The organism is [Flexibacter] sp. ATCC 35103 (assembly GCF_001975985.1).
Taxonomy (GTDB): Bacteria; Bacteroidota; Bacteroidia; order Flavobacteriales; family Flavobacteriaceae; genus Flavobacterium.
The window spans coordinates 152592-165144 of record NZ_MTQF01000005.1; the positions used below are offsets into that span (position 1 = coordinate 152592).

Sequence of the window (12553 nt, forward strand, 5' to 3'; positions counted from 1 at the left end):
GGTTGCTTCGTTCCTCGCAATGACAAATAAGAATAAAAAAATCCCCGACTATCTTAATAATCGGGGATTCTTTTTAGTTTGCAGTTTTCAGTCTAAGTCTTCCGTTCAGATTGTAGCTGAAAACTGAGACCGCGACTGAGACTGTAAACTGCGACTGAAAACTATTTCAAAACGCCTTCAACTGCCTGAACAGTTGTAGCATGATAGCCTGATTTTGCTTTATCAAAAATTTTGTTTGCCCAAGCTTTTCCTTCCGGAGTTTTTGCCATTTCTTTATAAAGCATCATTACAGATCCGGTTCTGCTGCTTCCAATTAAAAATTGTTCGATTGCAGGATTGGCGGCTTTGTATTGGTGGCTGATTGCCTGAACAAACCATTGACGTTTGATGATGAAATTACCACCTTTTGTAAAGTTGAATTCTTTATCGATCGCTTCCATTTCTTTTGCTGTAATATCAGCCGGAAGATGGTCTATAAAATGCTGTTTTTCGGCTGTTGTAGTGATTTTTTTGCTTAAACCTGCAACGCCCGTTTCTCTCCAGCTTTTTTGAATTTTATCAATTGCATCAAAATCAGCAGAACTTACTGGAGTAATATTTGATGGAATTCCAGGTTTGTAGATCCAGTCTTCTGCTTTTATTTTATCCGCAAGAGCTTTGTCTCCTTTTATAAGGTTTTCGTTGTAATATTTAAGGAAATCTTCTGTTGTGATAGATTTAAAAGCGTGTGCATCGAAATAATTTTTAATAAAAACGTCAAACTTTTCGCGTCCAACAGCGTTTTCGATTACTCTTAAAAACGCATATCCTTTTACATAAGGAATCATGCTAATTCCGTCGTCAGGATTTCTTCCCGTCAGACTCACTTTTAATCTTGTATCCGGACTTGTGTCTCCATATTCTGCTACATTATCAACTAATTCTTTACGCGTAATAACGTTTTGCATTTCAAATTCTTTCTCTCCAAAAATGGCTTCGCCAATGCGGTGTTCTACATAAGTTGTAAAACCTTCGTTTAGCCAGATATCGTCCCAGGTTGCATTGGTAACTAAATTTCCGCTCCAGCTGTGTCCTAATTCGTGTGCTAATAAACTAGTCAATGAACGATCGCCGGCAATTACTCCCGGAGTAAGAAAAGTTAAGTTAGGATTTTCCATTCCGCCATAAGGAAAACTAGGAGGTAAAACCAAAACATCGTAACGTCCCCAACGGTAAGGTCCGTAAAGTTTTTCGGCAGCAACAACCATTTTTCCAAGTTCAGAAAATTCCCAAGCCGATTTTTTTAGCATCGATGGTTCTGCATAAACTCCGGTTCTGTTATCAATAGATTGAAATTCGATATCTCCAACTGCAATTGCCATTAAATAAGAAGGAATCGCTTTGTCTTGTTTGAAAGTATAAACTCCGGTATCATTCTTTTTCTGCGGATTTACAGCGCTCATTACAGCTAGTAAATCTTTAGGAACTGTAACTTTTGCATTATAAGTAAAACGAATTCCCGGAGAATCCTGACACGGAATCCAGGTACGTGACCAAACGCTTTCGCCTTGCGAGAAAACAAAAGGTTTCTTTTTGTCAGCCGTTTGTTCAGGAGTTAACCATTGTAATGCAACAGCATCTTTGGTCGTGCTATAGTAAATATTTACTTTAGTCGTATTAGGTTCGATGGTAATATGAAGAGGTTTTCCGTGAAACTCGACATCTTTTCCAAGCTCGAATTTAGTCTCTTTTTCATCATCGCCTAAAGTTACTTTTGTAATGTTAAGCGTGTTTTCGTCAAAGATAATTTCGTTTCCTTTGCTTGCGTTGTCAATTAGCCAGGAAGCTTTTCCTGAAATAGTCTGCGTGTCAAAGTCAACTTTTATATCCAGATCCAAATGTTTTACAACAGCAAGTTCTGGTTTAGCATAACTGTGTTCGTCTGTAACAGCAGCGGTTTTTTCGGTTTGTTCCTTTTTCTGGCAGGCTATTACTGTCAGGAATAAAGTGGCAAGGATTAGTTTTTTCATTTTATGAAGAATTGAATTAGTGGAGGAAAATTAAACAAAAAATCCCGTTTTGAATAAACAAAACGGGATTTTATTATAAATAACCTTAAACTTCGCTCAAAATGATCTTTTGACTTTGCTTAGGATAACATCTAATTATGCCAACATTGTAACCGGGCTTTCGATGTATTGTTTTAATGTTTGTAAGAATTGAGCGCCAGTTGCACCGTCAATTGTTCTGTGGTCACACGCTAATGATAACATCATTGTGTTCCCTACTACAATCTGACCGTTTTTAACTACTGGTTTCTCAACAATTGCACCTACAGAAAGGATAGCAGAGTTTGGTTGGTTGATAATTGAATTAAATTCAGTAATACCAAACATTCCAAGGTTAGATACTGTAAAAGTACTTCCTTCCATCTCTTGTGGTCCAAGTTTTTTGTTTTTAGCTCTTCCGGCAAGATCTCTTACTGAAGCGCCAATTTGAGATAAACTCATAGCGTCTGTAAATTTCAATACAGGAACTACTAATCCGTCTTCAACTGCTACGGCAACACCAATGTTAACGTGGTGGTTGATGATGATAGCATCTTCTTTCCACTGAGAGTTAATTTTTGGATGTTTTTTCAATGCTAAAGCACAAGCTTTAATTACCATATCGTTAAAAGATACTTTTGTATCCGGAACAGTATTGATTGTCGCTCTTGAAGCCATAGCTTCGTCCATGCTTACTTCGATCACTAAGTTGTAGTGAGGTGCAGTAAATAATGATTCAGCCAAGCGTTTTGCGATAATTTTACGCATTTGAGAGTTTTTGATCTCTTCGGTGAAAACTTCTCCGGCAGGAACAAATACTTTTGGTGCAGCAGGAGCAGCAGTTTCAGCTTTTGGTGCAGCAGTAGTTGCTGTTGCAGCTGGTTGCGTTTGTGTGGACGGAGTAAAGTTCTCAATATCGCTTTTTACGATACGTCCGTTTTCTCCAGACCCTTTAACCTGATTTAATTGGATTCCTTTATCAGAAGCGATTTTTTTTGCTAATGGCGAAGCTAAAATTCTTCCGTTTGAAGTTTCAGCAACAGCTTCTGTAGCTTTTTCAGCAGCAGGAGCAGCTTTTTCTTCAGTTGCAGGAGCACTTGCAGTTGTAGTTCCTCCGGCAGTATAATTATCAGCAATTCCAGAAATATCAGTTCCGGCAGGTCCGATAATAGCTAATAAGCTATCAACAGGAGCCGTGTTTCCTTCTTGAATTCCGATGTATAATAATGTTCCTTCGTTGAAAGACTCAAACTCCATAGTAGCTTTGTCAGTTTCAATTTCAGCAAGAATGTCACCTTCAGCAACAGCATCACCTACTTTTTTCAACCATGTTGCTACAGTTCCTTCTGTCATTGTATCACTCAAACGTGGCATAGTTACTACTACAACACCTTTTGGTAATTCAGTTGCAGCTTTTGCAGGAGCAGCAGTTTCTGTTTTTGCTTCAGCAGCAGGAGCAGCATCCGCTTTTGGTGCCGAAGCTTCTGAACTAGCAGCAGGAGCGTCACCACCAGCTAAAAGAGCAGAAATATCTTCTCCTTCGTTACCAATGATCGCTAATAATGAATCTACAGGAGCAGTTTCTCCAGCTTGAATTCCGATATGTAAAAGAGTTCCTTCATTGAAAGACTCAAATTCCATTGTTGCTTTATCTGTTTCAATTTCAGCAAGGATATCTCCTTCGCTAATTTTGTCGCCTACTTTTTTTAACCAAGTCGCTACCGTTCCTTCCGTCATAGTATCGCTCAAACGAGGCATTGTTACTTTTATCGCCATAATATATTATAGTTTATGAGGTGTAAATGGATAGTCTTCTTGTGCGTATACTACATCGTATAATTGTTGCAATTCAGGATATGGAGATTCTTCAGCGAATTTCACACATTCTTCAACCAAGTCTTTAACTCTTTGGTCAATTGCTTCAATTTCTTCTTCTGTAGCATACTTTTGATCCATAATTACATCTAAAACCTGAGTAATCGGGTCAATCTTTTTGTATTCTTCAACCTCTTCTTTAGAACGGTATAATTGTGCATCAGACATAGAGTGTCCTCTGTAACGGTACGTTTTCATTTCAAGGAAAGTTGGTCCGTCACCACGACGTGCTCTGTCAATTGCTTCAGTCATTGCTTCAGCAACTTTTACAGGATTCATTCCGTCAACTGGTCCGCAAGGCATTTCGTATCCTAAACCAAGTTTCCAGATATCAGTATGGTTTGCAGTTCTTTCTACAGAAGTTCCCATTGCATAACCGTTGTTTTCAACGATAAATACAACTGGCAATTTCCATAGCATAGCCATGTTGAAAGCTTCGTGCAGTGAACCTTGTCTTGCAGCACCATCACCAAAATAGGTCATAGTAACTCCACCAGTTTCAAAATATTTATCAGCAAAAGCTAAACCAGCTCCTACCGGAATTTGTCCACCTACGATTCCGTGTCCTCCGTAAAAACGGTGTTCTTTAGAGAAAATGTGCATAGAACCTCCCATACCTTTAGAAGTTCCTGTTGCTTTTCCTAAAAGTTCAGCCATTACACGTCTCGGATCAACTCCCATACCAATTGGTTGTACGTGGTTTCTGTAAGCAGTAATCATTTTATCTTTAGTCAGATCCATAGCGTGCAATGCACCTGCTAATACAGCTTCCTGACCATTATATAGGTGTAAAAAACCTCTAACTTTTTGTTGAATGTATAATGCTGCAAGTTTGTCTTCAAACTTTCTCCAAAGTAGCATGTCTTCGTACCACTTTAAATATACTTCTTTTGTAACTTCTTTCATCTGAATTCTTTCTTTTGCTAAAGTTTGTTTGTGTTATCAATTGTTGCCTATAACGCAAAATAGTTTCCTCCCACAAATTTGCGCCCGAAAGGTCGGGATGCAAAAATAAGACATTCCTATTAAGAAGTAAAATTTAAAAGGTACTTTTTGGCTTTTTTTTACAAGAACTTTTTATCAAACATAAAAGGGAGTAAATTTTTCAGGGATGCCGATTTATAAACTTCGCCTATTTCGCCCATAAAAAAGATTTCTATAGGGGTATCTTGCCTGATTTCGTATTCTGCAATAGATTGGCGGCATGAACCACAAGGCGGGATTGGTGCTGTAGTCTGATTAGTGTCTGAAGCTGCTGTAATAGCCATTTTTAAGATTTTAGCTTCAGGATAGATACTTCCGGCATGAAAAATAGCTACTCGCTCTGCGCATAATCCAGATGGATAAGCAGCATTTTCCTGATTTGATCCCAGAACTATTTTTCCGTTATCTAATAATAAAGCTGCTCCAACTCTAAATTGTGAATAGGGTGCATATGCTTTTTTACGAACTTCGACAGCCTGATTCATTAAATCCTGAATGTCTTGTGAAAGTTCTTGTAAGCTGTCGTAAACTATAAAGGATGATGTTATGCTAATTTCTTTCATTTGTTTTTAAGGGAAAAAAAATCCAAATTCCTAAAAAATAGAAATTTGGATTGTTATTGTTTTATTGTATTATCTTTTTAATAAACTTCGTATTTGTCGCCAAAGTTAAAGGTTAAAGAAAAGCGAAGTGTATTTTCTAAAGGATTTTTAATTTTTGATGTCGAAAATAAATAAGAAACATCAACTTTTACGATGTTGTATTTAAATCCTGCTCCTAAAGAGAAAAATTGTCTCGCTCCTTTTTCAGGACTTTCGTGAAAGTATCCCGCTCTTAATGCAAAAGCATCCTGATACATATATTCTGCACCTACACTATAGGTAATTTCTTTTAATTCTTCGCTGAAACCACCCGGAGCATCTCCAAAAGATTTAAAAATCCCGGAAACCCATCCAATATTGTTGTAGTTTTTGAAGTTTGCTGCATCTGCCTGTTCTTGCGAAATATCTCCAACATCATTATAATCCCCGTCTCCATTAGCGTCTACCGGAGTTCCTGGTCCCGGAGGAGTAGGTACTAAAAGTTTGGTAAATTCAACACTAAGGGCTACTTTATTATAGTCGTCTAATATAAAATCAAACCCACCACCTAATCTAAGATTTGCCGGTAAAAAGTTTGAACTTAAATCATCGTTGTCATAGCTTATTTTCTGACCAAGATTTTGCATGTTAAAACCACCTCTCCATCTTCCGTTGAAGTCTGAATAAGCAATTTCTTCAGATTGGTAGAATCCTGCAATGTCTACTGCAAAAGTACTCGCTGGTGAAGCGTCTACATCTTCTGAGGCGATTTTCAGGTTTGAACGAATGTATCTTGCGGCAACTGCCATTGAGAATTTTTCGCTTAGTTTCAAAGAATAGGAACCATCAAGGGCAAATTCATTTGGAGAAACGATCCTTGCGGCTTCATTTGGGTCTCCTGTTGTTCTTAGCTCAATATCTCCAAAACCAAAATAACGAAAACTGGTTGCAAAAGCACTTCGTTCATTAATTTTGTTGTAGTAAGTAACTTGTCCAAGAGAAATGTCATTGGCTAAGTCTGTTAAATAAGGAGTGTAGCTTAGAGAGAAGCCTTGCTTGTCTACTGAAAAAGCATATTTTGCAGGATTCCATTGCTGAGAGTAAGCATCAGCTGATGTGGCGACACCCTGATCAGCTAAACCTGCTGCTCTGGCATCTGCTGCAACTAATAAAAAAGGGACTCCTGTGGTAATAGGTCGGTTTTCCTGAGCCTGTACTTTAAAAAGAATAAAAGAACAAATTAAAAGTAGTGATATTTTTTTCATTTAGGGAACTTAATGGTATTTAGATTACAAATATATATATAATTATAATATGACAAGCTTTTCGTATTTTTCTGCCTTTTTATTTGTCAAATTAGATTTGACGGTAAGTTTATAAATATAAACTCCTTTGCCTATTCTGTCACCAAAATCATCTTTTCCGTCCCAGGTTATTTCTCTGGATAAAAAGCCTTCTGTGGTGACAACCTGATTTTTTGTCCATACTACTTTTCCGGTGATTGTCATAACCTGAACCTGAACATCTAAAGGTTCGTAAGGTCTGTTGTGTGAAAACCAGAATTGCGTATAGGTCGAAAACGGATTTGGGTAATTAAGAACGTGTGTTAATGTCAGGGACTCATCTCCAACAACTATAAATTGTATCTCACTTGTCACGGGATTATTGTAAACATCCCATGCAGTGAACGTTATGGTGTGCATTCCTGCGGCCAAATTTCTCAACGGAAATCGTAAATTTCCATTCGTATAATCGTCTAATTTAGTTTGGTAGTAATCATTTAAAATGTAAGGGTTGCTTACATCTCCATCTAAAATTGCTACAATATCATGTCCGATTCCGCTTGCTGTATTGATTCCGTTTTCATCTTCAAGAAATGCTAATAAAAATGGAGATTCATTGGTAATTCCACCAGATACAAAAGTTTCATCATTCATATATAACTTAACTTTTGGATTTATATTGTCCTGAGGTGCATTTTCATTTATTCCTCCAATTTTTATAGTGGTATTGTAGCCTGATTGATTCTCCAGAAGCTGATTTTTTTTCGAATAAAAACTGATTCGGCCATAATCAACAGGAACACGAATGTCACGTGGTACAACAAAGCTAAATTCAAATTGACCGTTGGTTACTGATGCATTTCCTCTAAAGATAGTTTCTCCCAGAATTTTAAATGACATTGCAGGGCTATATCCATCATTATTTAGTGTGGTTGTTGTGATTAATTTGTCGAAAATTGCAGTTGCTAATTCGCCGTTATAATTACTTAACAGGGTATTATTTTCATCTGTAATTTCACCGGTAATTTTAATTTTTGATAAAGATTTAAAATCCGGAATTGATTGTGAAATCACAATATCATTCACTTTTGTTAAATTAATTCTTGGCTTTGGAATTGCCAACATTAAGGCTGGATCTCCAAGATAAAAAATAACATTGCTGGCAGAACTCGGATTTTCGTTTTTAGAAATTCGAAGTGCTTCTGCAATACTGGTATATTGATTAGAACCATATGAGAATAAATTTCTACTCAGGCTGTCGTTAAAATCTTCTGCGTTGTATTGGCCAATGGCGCGAATGGTGGTTAACATGGAAATTGCGCCGCCTTTTGGGTTCCAAAACGTGTATTCTCCGGCTGTTGGTCTTGTTGGGTCGTCAAATCGGGAAAATTCGCAAGTAATAGTAATAAATAAAGGGTACTTATATTGATTGTTTAAGTTTTGTCCGTCTGATTTTTCCCAAATTCGCTCGCTTGCCAATCCATCTTCGCCACCGTGTCCCAGATAATTAAATACTAAAGCGCCTTTTTCAAAAGCATTAAATAAATCAGTTCTGGCCTTAGGATATCTCGATCCTCCTGCAGAGGCTTCTTGCGTATAAGAATCCAGAATGATTTTATCCATGTTTAAAAAAGGTTTCTCAGTAGATATTCGATCGGCAAGATTATTTTGATGAGATTGTATGGTTACATCTGATGCTTTATCAGAATCATCGCTGACCATAACAATGTTATTTCTCCAGTTTCCATAAGACTTTGGGTCATGATATTCCAGAACCTTATTTACCATTTCGGCGGCTTGCGAATTATCTGAAACTAACATTCGGCCAACAGCAATATCGATTCCTCCAAAAGGATAAACAACCACGCCTTCGTTAGCATCCATTAATCCATAAAAATCATCAGAAGCATATGAAGCCTCGCCGGTAGTGTTGCTAATTACAGATTGATATATAGGTACAATGTTGTTGTTATTTGTGATTCGGTTTTTGTAGTCGAATGAGGCGTCTCCAAATAAATTTAAATATTTTATTCTCTTATCCGGAGCAGATGCATTAGCATAGATGTATTTAATGCAGTTTCTAATTGCAGCAATATCTTGTTTTCCTGAAGAGAATTCCTGGTAGATACTTTCTAATGTGATTACTTTTACGTTCAAATTAGAATAGCTGCGATGAAAACTCGCTAATTTTTCGGCTTGAGAAACTAAAAATTTTGGAGTTACAATTACATAATCAATATCCTGAAAGCTGTTTTGGTTGTTTTTGAACAGGCTTCCTTTTAAGTTTTGATTGGTGATTTTTGGCTGACTTTCTTTTAACGGAGTAAAATAATCAGCAGGATCAATGGCAATGTATTTTCTGATTTCTCCTAAAGTTGCTTTGAAACTAAAAGTCGCCTGATTGCTGTTTTCTACTTTTGATACATTATATAGGTCTGTAATATCCCAAATTTGAGAAATTCCCGCAGCACTACCTATAGTATAATTTACGATTCCTCCGGTTGAGCCTGCTAAATCATATTGAAATTTAAATTGTTTTCCGGTTCCCAGAAGTTTTCTTTTGGCAGTCAAATTAATATAATCAAGATATCCTTTTGATCCCGGAACACCATTATTATTGTAGGTAAGTTTGATTTTTACATTTGCTGCTCCTGTAAATGTACTGTTTGGAGCCAGTTTTTGAGTATAGAATTTCTCATCAGAATTCGCTACTAAAGTTGGGAAATTAATAGTGTTGATATTTTGACCATTTGCAGAAATTGTAAATGAGGTTTGGGTATAAGCCGCAGAAGCTGCATTTAATTCTATTTTTACGGGAACTGAAGTTTCAATGTTGGGAAAATTGAATTCAAATTCCTGTTCCTGATTAATGTCGAATGATTCTCCAAACCATTGGCGGCCTAAATGCGCAATGTTTGTTTTGTCGATTTCATGAAATTGATAGTCGTCAAAAGTGGTCAGCTCTAAAGTTGTATTTCCTGTTGGCTGATTTATATTTGAAATACGTTTTCCTTCAGCTCCATTAACCGTAATATAGTAATACGATTTTGTGTCGTATAAATTGAGATTGGTCTGACTTTCAGGACTCCAATTTTCAACTCCTTCACCATAGAAAAGAATATAATCTTCATTATTAAATATTCCGTCGCTTTCTCCTATGATTTGAATAGCATTTTCGGCAAGGTCTTCGGGATAGTAAGTGTTATTGGCTAAAGGAAGCATTTTTCCGCCATTTCCATAAATCTTGATTCTTCTTGGATCTGCCTTTGAAGGATCAAAACCCAAACTTTGCAGAAAAGATTTAGAAATTTTATAAACACCTGATTTTTCAACATAAAAACGATACCAATCCCCGGATGCTAAAACCGAATTATATACGGAATTTGATTTTTGAAATGAGGATGTATTGCTGCTTTTTGATGTAGATGTGGTTGTGGAATATGAAAATGATTTAATTCGTTTAAAACTATTACCTTCCTTTATTATAGGTGACAAAAACAAAAAAGCTTGTCTTATATCTCTTGAATTAGTTACTTTTAATGTTTCGTTTGGCGTTTCTGGAATGTTTTCTATTGCTAAATCCCCTAATTCTGTAATTGAAATTGATTCGTATACAATGTTCGTAATTTGTATAGAATTGCTGTTCGAATAACCTGATTCGTTCAGGTTAAGCAATAACGTTATGCTTTTTTTAGTAGTATCATATCTAAAACTGCCTCCGGAGAAGTATGGGATTTTTATTTTCAAATCACCAAAACTCATTTCTTTTTTATTTTGCCAATCTATTGTAAAGTCCCTGTTTATCTGGGAAAAGGAGATAAAAGGAAGTAAAAAAAGATATAAGATTAGGGCTTGTTTCATTGATTGATAAATGAGATTTAAATTAAAAGTATTTTAGTAAGTAAAAATATAGTATTTCATGTTATAGTGAATAATAAAAAGTATATTTTTGCGTTCGTAACTATAGGTTATTTTTCTGGTAAAAAACAGCTAAATAAAATTATTAGAACAGATGTTGCTAATTAAATGTTAATTATTATATTGCAGCACCTAAATTTATCACCTAAGAATGAGTATGAAAGTAAACAAAATTGTAGTCTTGCAATTAATGATGTCAATGGTATTGATGTTAGGCACGGCTAGTTGTAGCAAAAAATCGAGTTCCAGTCACGCTTCCAGAGCTACTGGTTGGGATGTAGATAGTCAGAATGGAACTGCTGCCAGAAATGCAGGAAAAAAACAACAGGCTGGTCCTGGTTTAGTTTTTGTTGAGGGAGGTACATTTACTATGGGTAAAGTACAGGATGATGTTATGCACGATTGGAATAACACACCTACTCAACAACACGTTCAGTCATTCTATATGGATGAAACTGAAGTTACAAATGGTATGTACTTAGAATACCTGGAGTGGTTAAAGAAAGTTTTCCCTCCAACAGAAGAGAATTACAAAAATATTTACGAAGGTGCGTCTCCGGATACCCTAGTATGGAGAAATCGTTTAGGGTATAACGAAACGATGACTAATAACTATTTAAGACACCCATCTTATGCTAACTATCCTGTAGTAGGTGTAAACTGGATTCAGGCAGTTGAATTTAGTAAATGGAGAACTGATCGTGTGAACGAAGCTGTCTTAGAGAAAAATGGTTACCTTAAAAAAGGAGCTAAAACACAAGACGTTAGCGCTGAAAGTTTGTTTAACACAGAAGCTTATGTTGCGTCTCCAAGTACTACTTATGGTGGTAATGAAGAACTTGTGTTGAAGAAAAATCCAAACGGTAGAAAACCAAAAGCAGGTAAAGACGGTGTAGTTCCGGAAGAAAAGAATGTGTACGCACAACGTTCTTCAGGAGTTATCTTGCCAGAATACAGACTTCCTACTGAAGCAGAATGGGAATATGCCGCTGCAGCTGATGTTGGACAAAGAGAATACAATATATATAAAGGACAAAAGAAATATCCTTGGTCCGGGGATTATACACGTTCATCTAAACGTAAAAACAAAGGAGATCAATTGGCTAACTTTAAACAAGGAAACGGTGATTACGGTGGAATTGCAGGTTGGTCTGATGATGGTGCAGATATTACAAATGCTGTAAAAAGTTATGCTCCTAATGATTTTGGATTATACGATATGGCTGGAAACGTAGCCGAATGGGTTGCCGATGTTTACAGACCTATTATTGATAATGAAGCAAATGATTTTAACTACTTTAGAGGAAATCAATATGCTAAAAACAAAATTGGTAAAGATGGTAAAATTGAAATTATCACTAAAGATAACATTCAATACAAAACGTTAAGCAACGGTAAAAAAGTTGCTACAAACTTACCAGGAGAAATTGCTCAGGTTCCAGTTGATGAAAATGAAACTTATTTGAGACAAAACTTCAGTACAAGTGATAATATCAACTATAGAGATGGTGATAAACAATCATCTAAATATTTTGATTTTGGAGACGAGTCAGAATCTAAAGCAGATCATTCAATGTACAATGCTCCTAAACATAATGTAACAACAGACAGTTTAGGCCAAATGGTTAGAAAATATGACAACTCTAGTAAACGTACAACGTTTATCGATGATAACGTAAGAGTTTACAAAGGTGGTTCTTGGAGAGATAGAGCTTACTGGTTAGATCCAGCTCAAAGAAGATATTTCCCTCAAGATATGGCAACAGATTATATCGGGTTTAGATGTGCAATGTCAAGAGTAGGTGCAAAAGCCGAAAAAAGAAAATCGCCTAGAAACTAAGTCTTAGAAAATTTATTATAAAAAGTTCCAAATTCCAAAAGCTGA

7 protein-coding genes are annotated in these 12553 nt (G+C 36.3%); 1 reads left to right on the forward strand and 6 read right to left on the reverse strand.

The annotated features are described in order from the left end of the window. Window positions 1–161: 161 nt before the first annotated feature. The 6 genes from BXU01_RS11805 to porU all read right to left on the reverse strand — a co-directional run bounded on the left by BXU01_RS11805 (window position 162) and on the right by porU (window position 10611). Complete coding sequence (locus BXU01_RS11805) at window positions 162–2009, reverse strand: hydrolase/aminopeptidase (protein WP_083693397.1); 1848 nt, start codon at window positions 2007–2009, stop codon at window positions 162–164. Window positions 2010–2144: 135 nt separating this feature from the next. Next, window positions 2145–3803 (reverse strand): pyruvate dehydrogenase complex dihydrolipoamide acetyltransferase, encoded by a 1659-nt coding sequence (locus tag BXU01_RS11810; RefSeq protein WP_083693398.1) that lies wholly within the window; start codon window positions 3801–3803, stop codon window positions 2145–2147. 6 nt (window positions 3804–3809) lie between these two features. Continuing rightward, window positions 3810–4808, reverse strand: coding sequence for a pyruvate dehydrogenase (acetyl-transferring) E1 component subunit alpha (gene pdhA, locus BXU01_RS11815; protein ID WP_026983801.1), 999 nt, complete (start codon window positions 4806–4808; stop codon window positions 3810–3812). Window positions 4809–4966: 158 nt separating this feature from the next. Then, window positions 4967–5449 carry a cytidine deaminase gene (gene cdd, locus BXU01_RS11820; protein WP_083693399.1) on the reverse strand — a complete coding sequence of 161 codons (483 nt, stop codon included), beginning with the start codon at window positions 5447–5449 and terminating at the stop codon, window positions 4967–4969. A gap of 77 nt (window positions 5450–5526) precedes the next feature. After that, entirely contained in the window at window positions 5527–6732 is a 1206-nt protein-coding gene (porV, locus tag BXU01_RS11825; protein ID WP_083693400.1) for a type IX secretion system outer membrane channel protein PorV, read from the reverse strand. Between the two features lie 42 nt (window positions 6733–6774). Next, window positions 6775–10611, reverse strand: a complete 3837-nt coding sequence (gene porU / locus BXU01_RS11830) for a type IX secretion system sortase PorU (protein ID WP_083693401.1) — start codon at window positions 10609–10611, stop codon at window positions 6775–6777. A gap of 214 nt (window positions 10612–10825) precedes the next feature. On the opposite strand from porU, the gene gldJ reads away from it, so the two are divergent. Further along, entirely contained in the window at window positions 10826–12508 is a 1683-nt protein-coding gene (gene gldJ / locus BXU01_RS11835) for a gliding motility lipoprotein GldJ (RefSeq protein ID WP_055097001.1), read from the forward strand. Window positions 12509–12553 lie beyond the last annotated feature (45 nt).

What these genes read in the sequence shown, in the direction of transcription:
- BXU01_RS11805 (WP_083693397.1), bottom strand. Translation starts at nt 2,009, where the DNA reads ATGAAAAAACTAATCCTTGCCACTTTATTCCTGACAGTAATAGCCTGC.
- porV (WP_083693400.1), bottom strand. Translation starts at nt 6,732, where the DNA reads ATGAAAAAAATATCACTACTTTTAATTTGTTCTTTTATTCTTTTTAAA.
- pdhA (WP_026983801.1), bottom strand. Translation starts at nt 4,808, where the DNA reads ATGAAAGAAGTTACAAAAGAAGTATATTTAAAGTGGTACGAAGACATG.
- cdd (WP_083693399.1), bottom strand. Translation starts at nt 5,449, where the DNA reads ATGAAAGAAATTAGCATAACATCATCCTTTATAGTTTACGACAGCTTA.
- BXU01_RS11810 (WP_083693398.1), bottom strand. Translation starts at nt 3,803, where the DNA reads ATGGCGATAAAAGTAACAATGCCTCGTTTGAGCGATACTATGACGGAA.
- gldJ (WP_055097001.1), top strand. Translation starts at nt 10,826, where the DNA reads ATGAAAGTAAACAAAATTGTAGTCTTGCAATTAATGATGTCAATGGTA.
- porU (WP_083693401.1), bottom strand. Translation starts at nt 10,611, where the DNA reads ATGAAACAAGCCCTAATCTTATATCTTTTTTTACTTCCTTTTATCTCC.